This is a genomic window from Prevotella conceptionensis 9403948, from assembly GCF_000312305.1.
GTDB lineage: Bacteria > Bacteroidota > Bacteroidia > Bacteroidales > Bacteroidaceae > Prevotella > Prevotella conceptionensis.
Genome location: NZ_HE999443.1, coordinates 391,277 through 407,067 on the forward strand (window position 1 = coordinate 391,277; position 15,791 = coordinate 407,067).

The following is a 15,791-nucleotide window of genomic DNA, read 5'->3' on the forward strand; positions in this document are numbered from 1 at the left end:
TGCTTAATGCGCACCTGTGCCTCGGCAAAATGGTCGGTAAGTCGCGTGGTGAAACTGTCTACGAGGGCCATCGTGGCGGCATCGTTGTCGGTGTTCACGATGAATTGCGCATAGTTGGTGCCGCCTAGTTGGGGTGCGTACGAGTTCTGGAAACGCGGCGACGACATGCCATAGAACGTGGATATGTTGCGTATGCGCTTGTCGGTTTGCATCATATCGCGCAAGCTGTCGGCCACGGCAGCCGTGCGTTCGATACTCGTTCCTTGTGGTAAGTATATCTCTACGGCAAATTGGTTGCGTTCGGCACGTGGCATAAGTTTCTGTGGCATGCTAGCAAAGAGCAGGGCACCTACAACCACCGAGAGCACACCAACGCCTAGGGTGATAAACGGATGGGCAAAGCAACGTTCGATAAGGCGGTTGTAATAGGTCTGCATGATGTCGAGGATGGTACGCCGTTGTTTGCCTTCGCCTTTGTCTTCTTTCTTCAAGCCTTTGCGTATAAAGGTGAACTGCATCCAAGGAACAACCAGCACGGCCACGAGGAGCGACGTGCCCAACACCACGCTGATGCCTAGCGGGAACCACTTGACGAAGTCTTTCATCATGCCCTTCATCGTGAGCAATAAGGGGAAGAAGGTGATGGAAATGGCCAATGTGGCACTGAAAATAGACGAGAAGAACTCTTTGGCCGAGTAGATGGCGGCGTGCCAGCGGCTCATGCCCTCGTCTATCTTCTCCACATACGAGTCGATAATAACGATGGAGTTGTCTACAATCATACCCAAGGCAGCGATAAGTGCGGCTAGCGTAACGGTGTTTAGCTCTAAGCCGAAGGCATAGAACAGGCCAAGGGTTATGAATATGGTGATGGGGATGGTGCTGGCTGCCACGCTTGCCACGCGCATGGGCAGCAAAAGCATGATGACCACAATGACAGAAGAAACGGCGATAAGCAGTTCTTTAAGGAAATCCATTACCGAATGGTTAACCACTTCGCTTTGGTCGGTGATGGTAAAGATGCTTACGTCTTGCGGCAACGATGCCTCGAACCGCCCCAATATGTCTTTTACCTTGTCGCCGAACTGCACGATGTTGCTGCCTTCGTTCATTTCTACCGACAGAACGATGCACTTCTGCCCGTTGTTCTTTACGTATTTGTCGGCATGTGGGTATTCGCGCTTGATGGTTGCGATGTCTCGCAGGCGTATAACGTTGCCGCGCGGGTCCGAATAGACGATGCGGTTGGCCACATCGTTCTCGGTGTTCATTTGCGAACGCAGGTGTATCGGGCGCGTTGTCTGTCCGTCGTCTACCTTTCCGCTCACCATCGTCATGCCTTGTGCCGAGAGGTTGGCCAAGAGCGTGGCCGAATTGATGCCGTAGTCCGACAGCTTGTCGCGGTCGATGTACACGCCAATCTCTTCGCCCTGTTCGCCGCTAACGCGCAGGTTGGCCAATTCGGGGATGGTTCGCAGGTTGTCTTTCAGCGTGTTCATGTATTCGTGCAGCTCACGGTAGCTTTTGGTCTTGCTTTCTAGCGTTATGAGCATGGCCGAAGTGTCTCCGAAGTCGTCGTTGGCTATTAAGGCCAGCACGCCCTGCGGTAACGACATCTTAAACTGTTGCAGCTTAATCTTGAATTTGCTCCAAAATTCGTCTTTGTTGGTTACGTCGTCGTTCAGTTCAACAAAGATGTAGGCTATTCCGTCTTTTGTTTGCGAGCGAGTCTTATCCTTCTTTATCTCCTTAAAGCTCCAAAGAAAGGTCTCCAATGGTTTTGTTACCTGCTCTTCTACTTCGGCAGAAGTGGCTCCTGGATAAACGGCGGCCACCACTCCTTGACGGATGGTGAAGGAAGGAAATTCGTTTTTGGGCATGTTGATAAGTGCGAACACACCGAAACCGATGAGCACCACCATCAACAAGAGCATGATGCTGTTGTAGTGCATCACACTGTCTATGATATTTCTTTTGCGTTTAGACATAAATCCGTGTGTTTATATATTGTGTTTGTGAGTGGACGGGTTAACCAGTTGACAAGTTGACGAGTTGACGAGTTGACAAGTTTGCCAGTTTACCAGTTGATGAGTTAACAAGGCGACAAGTTAACGAGTTAACAAGACAGGTGCGCAGCCATTTTTTCACCTTTCCACTTTTTCACCTTTTAAAGGGCGCAGCCATTTTTTCACCTTTTCACCTTTTCACCTTTTCAACCTTTCACCTTCACTCCTTCACTCACTTTGTCTTGTCCGTTTACGATAACCTTGTCGCCTTGCGACAATCCGCCGCTAACTACCACACCGCTTTGGCATACACCGCCCTGCGAGATGTCTCGGCGCCGTGCCGTACCGTCTTCAACAACCCAAACGTATGGCTTAGCACCATCAATCAGCACCGCCTCTTGCGGCACAACGATGCCCTGCGCCCCGCCAGTGCCGGCCAATTGCGCGCTGCAAACCATGCCAGGCAACAGCTGATGGCCGGCATTGGGAAGACTAACGATAACGTCGTACGTATGACTTAGCAAGTTGGCTTGTATGCCTTTCTCGGTAACTTTGCCCACAAAGGTCTTTCCGCCCAAGGCAGAGACCGTGAAAGGAACCGTCTGACCTTTGCTGATGCCCGATATTCCGTTTTCGGGTACGGCGATTTTCATCTCAACGCGGTCGAGTTTCACCAACTTAAAACAGCCAAACCCTGGTGCCACATTGTTGCCCGTGTCCACCATTCGCTGCGAGATAAACCCGTCGAACGGTGCGCGCAACTCGCAATTTTGCAAAGTCTTTCGGGCTATTCGTTCAGCAGCCTCGGCCTCGGCCAACTTCGTTTGCACGTCTACAAAGCGTATCTCGGGCAAACTACCTTTCTTATATAGCTGTTCCAAACGCTTAAAGGCGTCGCGCGCTTGCGACAGGGTGCTCATCGTCATGTCGTGCGCACTTTGTGCCGACGTTTTGTCTATCACAGCCAGCAATTGACCCTTGCGCACTGCCTGACCTTCGTCGACAAACACCTGCGACACGGTTCCTAGCGAGGCAAAACTTAACGTCGACCCGTAACTCTCCTGGATAACTCCCACATAAGTGCGGTTCCCGTCAACGTTGCCCGTTTGCACGGCCATCGTTTTCACCTTAATCGGCGCAACGGCTTGTTCTTCCTTCTTACTGTTGCAACCGCTCAGCACCACTATGAGCGCAGTTGCAGCCATAAACTTGATTTTTGTCATATTTCCTTTTTTTACCTTATGCGTATTAAATGCCAGTTAAATAGTTTTGAGTTGAAATAACAACTCTTGCGCATTAAAATGGCTTGTTTATGTTTCACGATGCAAAATTAAGGATATAAAATGCTTCTCACAAGGTTGAAATCGGCTCAAAAATGTTCTATTTTATATATTAACAAAGAAAATAGCTCGTTTTACCATCCTATTTACCATAAAAGTAGTACATTTGCAATAAATAAATACAAAGACATGGAACAACGATTGCAACTTCCTTTCACGCTACGCGGCTTTACTTCGGCAGACATCGAAACCGAAACAGGGCACCGTTTGTCTTCTTCCTATCGTATTTTCGCCTTGGTTCTGTGCACGCAAGGCAACATCAGCATGAACATCGATGATAAAACTTACCATGTTAATAAGGGCGACACGCTTTTTATACCGCCGGCGATACATTCCAACACCGTATCGTTCAGCAACGATCTGCGCGGAATTGTGTTGTATGTTGACTACGACTTCATTATGGCCATTGTGAACAAGACGATGGACATCACCACGGGACTGTATTTCAGCGAACACCCATTCCTCTCGCTTTCTGTGAGCCAGTACGACCGCATCTTAACGCAGATGCAGACGCTGATGGCGCGCGAAGAGCACGAAAACGAGAGTTACGCCAACTCGCCTAACCCACAGGTGATTACCGAATTGCTGTCGTCGATGTGCCGAACGCTTGCCTACGAGATTGTAAATTGCTACATGTTGAGCCACCATTTGCAAGTGGGCACGTGGAACGTTACTGATAAGTTGGCGCAAAACTTTATCGTAGCGGTGTACAACAACTACCGCAAGCACCGCGAAGTGGCCCACTATGCCGACTTACTTTGCGTTACGCCCAGCTATCTTTCGGTGGTTGTGAAAGAGAAAACGGGCAAAACGGCCCTGCAATGGATTAATGATGTGGTGATGAGCGATGCCCGTCAGCTGTTGCTTTACAGCGACCAAAGCATCAAAGAGATTGTTGCAACGCTAGGTTTCCCCAACCAATCGTTCTTTGGCAAGTATTTTAAGCAACATTCCGGCAAGTCGCCCAAGCGGTTTAGACTTGAAAATAGAGGGGGAAAGAAGGGACGATAAAGGCTTGTAAAGGTGAAAAGGCTTATAAAGGTGAAAAGGTGAAAAGGTGAAAAAAAGGCTGCGCCACCACTCTTGTTAACTAGTCAGACTTATCCGACTTGTCCGACCAGTCAGACTTGTCAGACCAGTCCGACCAGTCCGACGAGATAAGATCCCCCCACTAGCTTAATAAGCCAAATGCCCGTAAACCCTTTAACTCGCCCGCTGCCGCCTTATCCTTTGTCTTCTTTTGCGCACAAATTTTAACACTATGGCTGCCCTTTTCGCCAGAAGGAGGTAGTTTGCCACGTGCGTTTTGCAAAACATTACAACCACATTACCACCTTCGTTCATCGCTTGGGCTATTGCATATCGCCTTAAAAACCGCCGTCAAAACAGCATTTCGGGTTTTGCTCCAAGCCTTTTCTTCTTCTTGATATACAGCACGGTGTAAACGATAGAGATGCCAATGCCTATCGCAACACATATAATCGAAGCCTCCGGCCCAAACGCTCCACCCGACAATAAGTCTGTTCCGCTTATCTTTGGGGTAATAAGTGGCCGGTAATCTAGTGGCGTACCCGATACGGCACAGCCGAAAACGCCCCCTTCAAGATAGTTCCATGCCCAGTGCATGCCAACGGGCACCCATATCGTTTGGTGGTAGGCGTAGGCCATTCCGAAAAGCCAGCCCGAGGCAAGGGCTATTGCCAACGCCGCCCATAGTGTGGCACCGGGGTTTCCCAGATGTGCCAGTCCAAAGAGCAAAGACGATGTTGTAAGGCCAACGGCTATGTTCCACTTGTCGGCTATGAGCCTAAAAAGAATGCCGCGGAAAATAACTTCCTCCACCACGCCCACCAACAAGAAAAGCGACAGCCAACTGAGCTGACTGGCTACATCGAGCTCAACGTTCACAATGCGATAACATCCGCATAGGAATAGGCACACGATTATCGCCAAGAAGTTAACAACCGAAACCGCCCAGCCAACGCCCATCATCCGCGCCTTGCCCCCAAACGACAAGCTTTCACCATCCTCCACATACCAGCTTAAATACTTCTTAAAGGCAAATAGCGTAACAACCGCCGCTATTGTGGATAAGAGTACGGCGGCGTAGGCTGGAATGTTGGGTAACAATACATACCCAACAACTCCTGGAATAATAAGGAATGCCAAAACGCCTAAGACAAGATAGCAGCCCCACGCCAAGTTGTCGTCTTTAGATATGATGATCATGAGCTTTAAAAAGTTTAGTGTTATTGTGAATGCTAGAATACTGGCGCAACATCTTCTCCTGTTTTTAATCTCGCCTTCTTCTTAAAATACAGGATGGTATAAACGGCGGATATGGCAACGCCAATCGCTGTTGAAATAATAGAAACCTCTGTATCGAACTCTATACCAGCAGGAAACTTTACCTCTTTCGAAACCAATATAAGAATGGGAGGGCTGTTTAGCGCACTTCCTGGCACGCTGTGTTTGAAGATGTTGCTTTGAATGTAGTTCCACGCCCAATGGATGCCAATGGGAACCCACAGCGTTCGATGGTAGGCATAGGCTATGCCACACAACCAACCGCCTGTAATTGCTATCCTTAAACAAGACAATGCGGTGGTGTTGGGGTTGAAAAGGTGCACAAAACCAAAGATAATGGAGGACACCACCAGTCCTGCAACTACATTCCACTTATCAGTTATGAGCCTAAACACAATGCCGCGGGCTATAATTTCTTCGATTACGGCAGCCAGTAAAAAAATCGACAACCAACTTAACTGATGGCCTAAGTTGAAGTTAAGGTGTGCCACCGAGTAGTGCCTGGTTGCGAATAAGCAAATTAAAATAGTGAAAAGATACAGCGCAGACACCAGCCAGCCCACACCAACTTTACGTATTTGTCCAAAGGCTGATAGGCGTGCGCCATCTTCTACATACCAGCCCAAGTACTTTTTGAAGGCGTATAGGGTGACTCCCGATGCCAATAAGGCTAGTGGAAACTTGATGAAGGCAGAGAAGTCGTTTTCTAACAGTATGAGACATATACTTGGAAGAAACCAAAATCCCAAATAGCCAATCACTAGATATGCCACCCATTCAAGTTTATCATCTTTTGATATGACTGTCATGTTTAATAAAGCTTAGTTCAATTTGCTTGTTCTTAATATGAACGCTAAAACATTAATGTTATTTCATTTTCAGATTTAAAATTGACTTTCATTGCTGTTGAAATTCAAACCTAAATTTATGTCTCCATGAAAAATCTTTGCACGGAGGAAACCATTTTTCGTAAAAAGGAATGAAACCACTAGGTATGCCTTACCTCCCACCACGTCTTATATTATTAATTCCAGCTTAAATCAACCATTAAAATCAGTCGTATAAGTCGATATTGATGGTGTGTTTATCCCTATTATACTAACTTATCAACATGTGGTAAATTGTACCTTTACAGTCCACATCCTCGTTGCGGCGTTCTACATCAAGACACCATCATTCTGTCTTTCCATACCATGTTCCATTCGCTATTGATAAGCTTTATTTTCATGAAATGTAGCATACCCCACCGCATCTGTCTACAAACAACCAATTGCACATCAGAAATACGCACCTAGTTGAACCAAAAAGGCTACGCTAAACCTGCATTTAGCATAGCCAATCTTAGTTATATTAAAGTGTAGAAAACTTAGTTTCTTACTTATCCTTAACCTAATCTCCTATCAAAGAAATGATCCTTATAGTCCTGTATGGCCTTTTTAATTAAGCGGCCTAATGCAGTCTACAAAACATTTCCTCCACCATTGATTGTTTGCATCTCTTTTGTTGAGAGTTCTACAATAAATCGCTGATCCATCTTGTATTCATTTTTTGTTTCCATACTTATCGAGTGCTCTGACCAGACAAATGGTAAGGAGCGTGGCTAATGCAACTCCGACAAGCATCATGCCACACCTCAAATACATATTCATGTGGACATAACTCTCTCTTAATTCAAATATAACACTACAGAAAACGAGCGCATTTGTCAACATGTATAGCAGAATGGTGTGTATCAAGCTCCTTGATTTCAAGAAAACGATGCTAAACAAGAGTCCTGAGAATGTTGCTGGCACAATCTGATGCAGCCTTACATGGATAAGGCCAAAAAGAACTGAGCTTAACAACACTGCCGTTACGGGCTTATATCGCGTAAGCAAACCACGCAGAAGAATGCCTCTAAACATACATTCTTCTACCACGGGGCCTATAAATATCGCGCCAATCCACAGCCAAACATCGTTATGCCCATCTCCATCTGCGTGAAACAGTGTAGAGAAAGGAAGACTAATAAAAGCATTAAGAACAAGAACGATGGTGGCAGAAAGGGCAAATCGATGTAATTGAAAGGTATAATATCCGCGAATAGGTATGCCCTTATGCTTGTTTATAAAATATGTGGTCAACGAGAATACAACTCCAAACAGGCAGATTAGAACCATTTGACCTGCTCTCGTTTCGACAAAATCACCAAGAACAAAAACAAGAGGGCCTGCCAATGCCATTGTTGCGGCAATCATCAGCAGGAACTGATACACCCTATTGGGGATAAAATTTTTTCCTTCCACAGCCTCGATAAATGAAATAGGTTAACCAAATAGCGTATTCCGAGCCCAAATGTATGCGTTAGCCTCCAATATACAGCCATTTACAAGAGCTTCGGCGGCATACACAAGGGGATTGCCAGTCCCGCTCCATGTAAGCTTATAGTATGCTACTTTCTTTCCTCCCTCAACGCATATTGAGGCGTTTACAGACATCTCTGTCATGTAATTGTTATTTAAAGCTTTCATTTATAATCGTTTAAATTGTTAATAATACATTTCTTTGTATTGGTTTCCGGACACCTTTACGTTTGCAAAGATAGGAGTCTTCCGTGCACAAACATTGCATTATATAAAAAACTGCCTGCAAAAATACATTTTTTTATCATTCTCGTCCAAATATTCCACCTGTAAGTTAAGGTGAAGCTCAAAGCTGTTGGTGTAATAAAAGGTGTAGTCGCTACGGCTGTAATCAATCTTTGCACCCAGTACGCGCAGGTCGTCTAGCACGTTATAAAGATGCCGTTTGCTGATATGCAGTTTGTGGGCGAGTTCGTCTGGCGAGCTTGTCCTAAACCTTAAAATCTCATCACCTTTGCGCAATTTGTCGCCCTCCTTGGCCGAAACGCGTTCCACCGTCTCGGTCATTGGCGCAGTGATAACGCTAATTTCTCCGTTCGGCCTTACAAACCCATTGCTTTGTACGGTAGTGTCTACATACACAAAAGGCAAAGAAATAACAACCGTTAAGTGCGTTTTCTCTGCGTAAGGGCTTGTTGATGCCATGCTACGCACGTTTAGCATCTTTCTAACAACAATGTGCCAAGAGCAATGCTGTTTGACTGAAACCCGATTGCAAACGTACAACTTGTTTCATGTGCAAGCAAGCGGAAGAAGGAAAAGTAATGCCTCCTGCTCATCTTTGGTTTGCTTGTCGGCATCTTGGCTGCCTTGCTTTCTCAACGCAGCCCCACTGTTCCCTCATGAATAAGACAAACAACATGCCCAACAAGCAAGCCAAAGCTGCACAGGTTCCAACAACCGATTGGGGTTTAATTTGATTGTTTCTGCCCCAAAAGGCTTAAAAAACACTGAGGTTGCATCTTCTTTTGGCCTTACTTGCGCCTTCTTCTTAACATGCAGGGCGGTACATTGGGCCGAGGCTGCATGCCCTGCAACCGCTTGCACGGGCGACGGCAAGCGCAGGTGTTCTCTGTGCCGTTGCTCACTCGCGCGTGTATGCAGCACCATTGTTTTGTCTAATTTTTAGTAAGAATTTTAACATTGTGAGTGCTTTTTTGTCCACCAATCGCTCACCTTGCCGCAAAAAATCGATTCTCGCGGAGGTTTGTTTTGATGCAAAAGGGGGGCAGCCTGTGAATGCGATGAAATGAATTTTTATTTAAAACGACCGCCACTAACACCCGTTTTTGGGCGATTTGCAGCAAAATGCGGTGTGTTTTGGTGCTAAATGCAGTGCAATATGCCGCTAAACGCAGTGTGTTTTGGTGCAAAATGCAGGGTGTTTTGGTGCAAAATGCAGTGTGTTTTGGTGCTAAACGCAAGGCGAAATGGCGCTAAAGGCTAAGCGAAAAGCATAAAAATACACAGCAACGGTATAAATAAAACCTTTTTGAACCATGAAAAACATGGCCCGAAAGGGCGAAATGGTCGTTAAAAAGTGGGTTTTTAGGGGTTAAAAGCAGGTTATCGGGCTTTAAAAAAGATGAACCAGCAACCCAAATAGAAAGGCAAAATGGTGCAAAATGCACGCAAAATTCTTAGAATTGGATTAAAAACATAGCACCCGAAGTTGATAATGATGTTTTAAAGCATGCTTTATGACCCTTATTTTCGCTAGAATGGGGTGTAAACCCAACCATATTTTGTAAAATATAAATACTTTATTTAACCAAAGCTGTTGTTAGGAACAGGCAGGAAAGCAACGTGCAGGGACAAACTAGCGGCAAAGCCACATAAGCCATGCTCCACACCTTTATTTTATATGGTGCTTTAATTTCTTGAAGAAAACTTGCCAAGTGTCGTTTTTTCTAAGTATCTTCGCATGGCTAGAAACCAACAGCCTACATAAACATACAAACTTAAACAACAAAACTATGAAAGAGAAACTAATGAGCCCTCCAACAATGGACGAGAAAAACTGCTGCTTATGGCGGTAAAACCTCGCATTGACAATCTTTGGGAATGGCCCAAGAAACATGTTCTGAAAAAGCGGCAAATACTCCAAATTTTAGAATGCCAGCCAAAGTGTCTATCGCAGGTCTATTCATTCAATGATAAAGAACTGCTTTATTGTGATAGCAATCCTTTACTCCAAAATAGCGTGTGTAAGTTATGATAATGATTAAAACGAAATCAATCGCCAAATGCAATTGTTTACGCCTAATTGTAGGCTTATTTGTCTTCTTTCAAGCCACAGCGGTTATGGCGCAATCGCAAATTACAATTAAAAACAACTTGATGTATGTAGATGCGGCCATCTTCAGTTCTGGCTTGTGCAGTACAATCCACGAAACGATTATTGATACAGGTGCTTCTGTATGCATCGTTGATTCTACATACGCTGTTGACTCTTGCCAAATTAAAGGCGAACGAGTAAATGCAACGATGGGGAACACAATGGGCAAAAACATCAACACATCTTATGTACATCTAGACAGCATTGCATTTGGCGGGGTGGTTTATACAAAGGTGAGATGTTATTTGGTTGATTTAGCAGGGACACTTCAACAATTCGCTCCTAAGTTTATCATTGGTGGCGAGGTTTTAAAAAAGGATTTATGGTGTTGCGACCTGAAGGAGTATACGCTTCAGCGATATATGCGTGTGCCTAAGAATGTTGTTGCCACGATAAAATGGAAAAAATATGCCGATGCAGCCTTGAACCTCATCTATTTTGAAGGGAAAATTGGAGGCAAAGACACACGGATATTTTTCGATACAGGGGCGGTACGAAATGCAGTAACTTTTAACTTTGAGATAACTCCAACCGAGTTCATTAAGTTACCTGGTGCTAGCATTGCTGAGAAATTAACCTATAAAAAGGTAGGATGGTGTAAAAACGTACCAGTAGAAATATCAAATCTCAATTCTAATTTGGATTTTGTCAAGTCTAGTAATAGTGGACTAAAAGAACCATGCATAAACGCAGAATTCCTTCAAGGTAAGAAGTGGATGTTGGATTATAAACGCAGGCGGCTATTGATTCTAGGTTCTGATTGACGATGCGACTATTTACGCAGCAAAGAACAGCTAAGGCCTTTTCGTTATCCTCGTACCAATGTTTTACGAAACCATTATTTCTTTGAGAAGACTTGGGTCGCGTTTTACCAATGTCAATCTTTTATTTTAAAATGTAGTGTGTAAATTGTGATAATGATTAGAACGAAATCAATCGCCAAATGTGATTGCTTGCGCCTAGTGGTAAGCTTAATTCTCATTTTACAAGCCGTAATGGTTATGGCGCAATCGCAAATCACAATAAAATACCACTTGATGTTTGCAGATGTATCTGTCTTCAATTCTGGCCTACGCTGTACAAGCCAAGCCATGATTGACACTGGTGCTTCGGTGTGTATCATTGATTCTACATACGCTGTTGACTCTTGTCAAATTAAAGGCGAACGAGTAAAAGCAACAATGGGGAATACAAGGGGCAAAGAAATCAATACTTCGTATGTGTATGTAGACAGCATTACATTTGGTGGGGTGGTTTATACAAAGGTGAGATGCTGCTTGGTAGATTTGGTTGGTAAGTTACAACAATTCGCTCCTAAGTTTATTGTAGGTGGCGAGGTCTTAAAAAAAGATCTGTGGTGTTATGACTTGAAAGAATACACACTCCAGAGATATTTGTGTGCGCCTAAGAATGTTCTTGCCACAATAAAATGGGAAAGATATGCAGATGCAGCTTTGAATCACATCTATTTTGAAGGAAAGATAGGGGGCAAAAAGACACGGATATTATTCGATACAGGGGCGATACGAAATGAAGTAACCTCTACCTTTGACTTAACTCCAACCGAGAAAATAAACATACAGAGTGCCAACGTTGCTAAGACATTAATTCGGGAAGAGGTTGGACTATGTAAAAACGTACCTGTGGAACTATCGAAATATATTTTAAATTTGGACTTTATCAAGCCAAACAAAGGTGGAGCAAGGTTTCCTCTCATAAATTCAGACTTCCTTCAAGGCAAAAAGTGGATGTTGGATTATAAACGCAGGCGGCTCTTGATTCTAGGTTCTGATTGACGATGCGACTTATTTACGCAGCAAAGGCAAGTTAAGGGAGCATTTTAATTACTTCCGTCCGAATATTTTGTACGGAAGTACAATTCTTTTTAGAAAACTTGGTGTGTTTTTGTTTTTCTAACTATCTTCGCAGCGTAAGAAGTCGACAACTTACTTAAATATTCAAACTTAAAACAATAGAACAATGAAACAAAATTTAATGCGTCCTCTAACAGAGGTTGAGATGGAAGAAACCTATGGAGGTAGAACTTGGCTTGCCAGTGCTTGGAAATGGATTAAAGATCACTTTTTCGCAAGAACAGACGACGACCCGAATTGTAGGGTTGAGATAGGAGGTAAAGTTACTTTCTAATTGCAAAATGATAAAGGGTTGCATTATCATATAGCAACCCTTTATTTTTTAAGTAATAACGAGTAAGTTACGGTCATGATGAGAAAGAAGTTTATCGCTAAACGGGATTTGCTGCGCCTTGTTGTAGGCTTGCTTGTTTGCTTCCAAGCCACATCGGTTATGGCGCAATCGCAAATCACAATAAAAAACAACTTGATGTATGTAGATGTGGCTGTCTACAATTCAGGCTTGTGCAGCACAATCCGCGAAACGACTATTGATACAGGTGCTTCTGTATGTGCCATTGATTCTACATACGCCGTTGACTCTTGCCAAATTAAAGGCGAACGAGTAAATGCAACGATTGGGAATACGATGGGTAAAGACGTCCATGCATCTTATGTATATCTAGACAGCATTGCATTTGGCGGGGTGGTTTACACCAATGTGAGATGTTATTTGGTTGATTTAGCAGGGACACTTCAACAATTCGCTCCTAAGTTTATCATTGGTGGCGAGGTTTTAAAAAAGGATTTGTGGTGTTGTGACCTGAAGGAGTATACGCTTCAGCGATATATGTGTGCGCCTAAGAATGTTGTTGCCACGATAAAATGGAAAAAATATGCCGATGCTGCTTTGAACCTCATCTATTTTGAAGGAGAAATTGGAGGCAAAGACACACGGATATTTTTCGATACAGGGGCGGTACGAAATGCAGTGCCTTCTAACTTTGACATAACCCCAACCGACAGTGTTAAGTTACCTGGTGCTAGCATTGCTGAGAAATTAACCTATAAAAAGGTAGGATGGTGTAAAAACGTACCAGTAGAAATATCGAATCTCAATTCTAATTTGGATTTTGTCAAGTCTAGTAATAGTGGACTAAAAGAACCATGTATAAACGCAGACTTCCTTCAAGGCAAGAAATGGATGTTGGATTATAAACGTAGGCGGCTATTGATTCTAGGTTCTGATTGAGGCCTCCCACCATTTGCCCTACTAGGTAGAGCGCATGTTATAAAGATTGGTTAGGGGAGTTTTTATAAAGCAAGTCTGATTAAAAGGTTACATTCTGTACAAATGCGTTGTACAGAACACCTCTGCATATTCTGCAACCAACGAGCCCACAACCAAGAATACTCATCTCTTGCTCTCCAAGATAGCTTACCTTAATCTCCATATCCAACTTAAAATTGTTGACATAACAAAATGAACGTTTGCGCCTGTCGTAACTTATCTGCGCACCCATCTTTTTTAATTCTCGGAGGATATAATACAGCTCACTTCGGGAAACACAAATAGCTGCGGCCAATTTTTCGGGAGAACCCGTGTTCTGCCCGCTGATTAATTCGTGTATTTTCCGTAGTCGTTTCAAGTCTTCTATAAAGTTCATCTTGTTTCTATGTTTAATCCCTTACTTTCGTTTAATCTCTTCACGAGCTTAACGCCTTGTAAACTCGCAAACTAAGAAATTAAATTTCTGCAATAAAACATGCCCCACTCCCTATATTATATAAGGAGTGGGGCTGGACTTTATTGTGTGCGTTAGTGCGTTTCGTTATACCGTTGCGGCTTCCAAAGCGCGTCCTTTTTGGGTTTTACCCAAAGTAAGGAAGGCGATGGGGGCAGCGATGAAGATAGACGAGAGCGTACCGAAGATAACACCAAGGCTCATGGCGAAGGCGAAACTCTGGATGCTTTCGCCACCCAAGAACAAGATGCAGAGCAACACGATAAGGGTTGAGAACGACGTGTTGATGGTTCGGGCCAACGTTTGGTTGATACTGTCGTTGAACAAGCTGCGGAAATCTTGCTTGGGATGCAACTTCATGTTTTCGCGAATACGGTCGAACACCACCACCTTGTCGTTGATGGAGTAACCGATAACCGTTAGGATGGCACCGATAAACGTTTGGTCGATTTCCAAAGAGAAGGGCATGAAACCCCACAACAGTGAGTAAAGACCGATGACGAAGGTGGTGTCGATGGCCAAAGCCACGGTAGAACCAACAGAGAAGGCCACGTTGCGGAAACGTACAAGGATGTAAACGAAGATGGCGAAGATGGCCAACAGCACGCTGATGATGGCGCCGTAGGTGATGTCTTTTGCCACCGAAGGACCAACCTTGGTACTGCTGATGATGGAGCCGCCTTGACGGATGTCGGGGTTTTTAAAGGCATCGACGTTCTTTTGCGAAACCAGTCCGGCCTTCTTCAAGGCGTTATACAGTATGGTTTCTGCCTCATCGTCTACCGTGGGGCTGTTGCTTTCTATCTTATAGTTGGTTGATATACGGATGGTTTTGTGGTCGGTGCCTAGCGCAAGGGCGCCAGTGGTGCAGCCGGGGAATGCGTTGGCCAGAATGCCGCGCACTTGTTCGGGTTGCACTTGCTTTTCGAACGTAACCACATAGTTGCGTCCACCGGTGAAGTCGATGCTGCGACTAAGTCCGCGAGTTACAAAACTGCCTACGAATACGGCCAAAAGTACAACTACCAGCACAAAGGTCTTTTTGTAAACGCCCATGAAGGGGAAGTGTACGTTCTGCATGAAGTTCTTCGAGAAACGCGTGGTGAAGGTGAGCTTGGTCCAGCGGTCCTTGTTCAGTTGATACTCGTAAACCAAACGGGTGAGGAACACGGCGGTGAAGAACGAACAAACAATACCGATGATAAGCGTTGTGGCGAAACCGCGGATGGGACCCGTACCGAACGAATAGAGGATGATACCCGTGATGATAGAGGTAAGGTTAGAGTCGAAGATGGCCGAGAACGCGTTGCCGTAGCCTTCCTTGATGGCCTGTTTAAGGCCTTTGCCGGCCGCCAGCTCTTCCTTAGTTCGTTCGTAGATAAGCACGTTGGCATCCACGGCCGTACCTAACGACAGCACCATACCCGCAATACCCGAGAGCGTTAGCGCGGCTTGGAACGACGTTAAGATGCCTAGCGTGAAGAACAGGTTGACGATGAGGGCCGTGTTAGCCATCATACCCGGCGTGAAGCCGTACATCAATACCATGTAAACCATGAGCACCACGAAGGCGATGGCAAACGATTGAATACCTTGTTGGATGGATTGTGCACCGAGTGTGGGGCCAACCACCTCTTCTTGAACGATGCGTGCGGGTGCAGGCATACGTCCACTCTTCAGCGTATTGGCAAGGTCTTTGGTGTCTTCGATGGTGAAGTTGCCGCTGATAGACGACGAGCCGCCGTCGATTTCATTGGTTACGCGGGGCGCGCTGTACACAGCGTTGTCCAAAACGNTGGC

At 44.9% G+C, this 15,791-nt stretch carries 14 protein-coding genes; 5 read left to right on the forward strand and 9 right to left on the reverse strand.

Translation table 11 applies throughout. The features are described 5' to 3' along the window. Window positions 1-1,988 (reverse strand): efflux RND transporter permease subunit (locus tag BN93_RS01370; RefSeq protein WP_019186561.1); only part of this gene is annotated, 1,988 nt, incomplete at its 3' end. A gap of 224 nt (window positions 1,989-2,212) precedes the next feature. Next, on the reverse strand, window positions 2,213-3,229 hold the full coding sequence (locus BN93_RS01375; RefSeq protein WP_019186562.1) for an efflux RND transporter periplasmic adaptor subunit: 1,017 nt from the start codon (window positions 3,227-3,229) through the stop codon (window positions 2,213-2,215). Between the two features lie 246 nt (window positions 3,230-3,475). Here BN93_RS01375 and BN93_RS01380 point away from each other — a divergent pair, with 246 nt between their 5' ends. After that, complete coding sequence (locus BN93_RS01380) at window positions 3,476-4,357, forward strand: AraC family transcriptional regulator (protein WP_019186563.1); 882 nt, start codon at window positions 3,476-3,478, stop codon at window positions 4,355-4,357. 369 nt (window positions 4,358-4,726) lie between these two features. Here the strand turns inward: BN93_RS01380 and BN93_RS01385 are convergent, their stop codons facing one another. The 5 genes from BN93_RS01385 to BN93_RS18325 form a co-directional block, all read right to left on the reverse strand. After that, window positions 4,727-5,575 carry a CPBP family intramembrane glutamic endopeptidase gene (locus BN93_RS01385; protein WP_019186564.1) on the reverse strand — a complete coding sequence of 283 codons (849 nt, stop codon included), beginning with the start codon at window positions 5,573-5,575 and terminating at the stop codon, window positions 4,727-4,729. Between the two features lie 32 nt (window positions 5,576-5,607). Next, window positions 5,608-6,462 carry a CPBP family intramembrane glutamic endopeptidase gene (locus BN93_RS01390; protein WP_044259373.1) on the reverse strand — a complete coding sequence of 285 codons (855 nt, stop codon included), beginning with the start codon at window positions 6,460-6,462 and terminating at the stop codon, window positions 5,608-5,610. Window positions 6,463-7,194: 732 nt separating this feature from the next. After that, window positions 7,195-7,938, reverse strand: a complete 744-nt coding sequence (locus BN93_RS01395) for a CPBP family intramembrane glutamic endopeptidase (protein WP_019186567.1) — start codon at window positions 7,936-7,938, stop codon at window positions 7,195-7,197. 21 nt (window positions 7,939-7,959) lie between these two features. Further along, entirely contained in the window at window positions 7,960-8,163 is a 204-nt protein-coding gene (locus BN93_RS01400; protein WP_019186568.1) for a hypothetical protein, read from the reverse strand. A 99-nt stretch (window positions 8,164-8,262) separates the two neighbouring features. Further along, window positions 8,263-8,700: a hypothetical protein gene (locus BN93_RS18325; RefSeq protein ID WP_232211064.1), complete on the reverse strand. Its 438-nt coding sequence runs from the start codon at window positions 8,698-8,700 to the stop codon at window positions 8,263-8,265. Window positions 8,701-10,269: 1,569 nt separating this feature from the next. Here BN93_RS18325 and BN93_RS01420 point away from each other — a divergent pair. From BN93_RS01420 to BN93_RS01430, 4 genes are all read left to right on the forward strand, one after another. Continuing rightward, complete coding sequence (locus BN93_RS01420) at window positions 10,270-11,157, forward strand: retropepsin-like aspartic protease (protein ID WP_019186573.1); 888 nt, start codon at window positions 10,270-10,272, stop codon at window positions 11,155-11,157. Between the two features lie 153 nt (window positions 11,158-11,310). After that, window positions 11,311-12,189, forward strand: a complete 879-nt coding sequence (locus tag BN93_RS01425; protein ID WP_044259374.1) for a pepsin/retropepsin-like aspartic protease family protein — start codon at window positions 11,311-11,313, stop codon at window positions 12,187-12,189. A gap of 184 nt (window positions 12,190-12,373) precedes the next feature. Beyond that, window positions 12,374-12,541: a hypothetical protein gene (locus BN93_RS17270; RefSeq protein WP_019186575.1), complete on the forward strand. Its 168-nt coding sequence runs from the start codon at window positions 12,374-12,376 to the stop codon at window positions 12,539-12,541. A 75-nt stretch (window positions 12,542-12,616) separates the two neighbouring features. After that, entirely contained in the window at window positions 12,617-13,498 is an 882-nt protein-coding gene (locus BN93_RS01430) for a retropepsin-like aspartic protease (protein ID WP_019186576.1), read from the forward strand. A 79-nt stretch (window positions 13,499-13,577) separates the two neighbouring features. Here the strand turns inward: BN93_RS01430 and BN93_RS01435 are convergent, their stop codons facing one another. After that, entirely contained in the window at window positions 13,578-13,913 is a 336-nt protein-coding gene (locus BN93_RS01435; RefSeq protein ID WP_019186577.1) for a hypothetical protein, read from the reverse strand. 165 nt (window positions 13,914-14,078) lie between these two features. Continuing rightward, a partial coding sequence (locus BN93_RS01440; protein WP_044259376.1) for a protein translocase subunit SecDF occupies window positions 14,079-15,791 on the reverse strand: 1,713 nt, incomplete at its 5' end.

Bases quoted from the DNA above. Each gene is read 5' to 3' on its own strand.
- BN93_RS01375 (WP_019186562.1), bottom strand. From the start codon at position 3,229: ATGACAAAAATCAAGTTTATGGCTGCAACTGCGCTCATAGTGGTGCTG.
- BN93_RS01380 (WP_019186563.1), top strand. From the start codon at position 3,476: ATGGAACAACGATTGCAACTTCCTTTCACGCTACGCGGCTTTACTTCG.
- BN93_RS01385 (WP_019186564.1), bottom strand. From the start codon at position 5,575: ATGATCATCATATCTAAAGACGACAACTTGGCGTGGGGCTGCTATCTT.
- BN93_RS01390 (WP_044259373.1), bottom strand. From the start codon at position 6,462: ATGACAGTCATATCAAAAGATGATAAACTTGAATGGGTGGCATATCTA.
- BN93_RS01400 (WP_019186568.1), bottom strand. From the start codon at position 8,163: ATGAAAGCTTTAAATAACAATTACATGACAGAGATGTCTGTAAACGCC.
- BN93_RS18325 (WP_232211064.1), bottom strand. From the start codon at position 8,700: ATGGCATCAACAAGCCCTTACGCAGAGAAAACGCACTTAACGGTTGTT.
- BN93_RS01420 (WP_019186573.1), top strand. From the start codon at position 10,270: ATGATAATGATTAAAACGAAATCAATCGCCAAATGCAATTGTTTACGC.
- BN93_RS01425 (WP_044259374.1), top strand. From the start codon at position 11,311: ATGATTAGAACGAAATCAATCGCCAAATGTGATTGCTTGCGCCTAGTG.
- BN93_RS17270 (WP_019186575.1), top strand. From the start codon at position 12,374: ATGAAACAAAATTTAATGCGTCCTCTAACAGAGGTTGAGATGGAAGAA.
- BN93_RS01430 (WP_019186576.1), top strand. From the start codon at position 12,617: ATGATGAGAAAGAAGTTTATCGCTAAACGGGATTTGCTGCGCCTTGTT.
- BN93_RS01435 (WP_019186577.1), bottom strand. From the start codon at position 13,913: ATGAACTTTATAGAAGACTTGAAACGACTACGGAAAATACACGAATTA.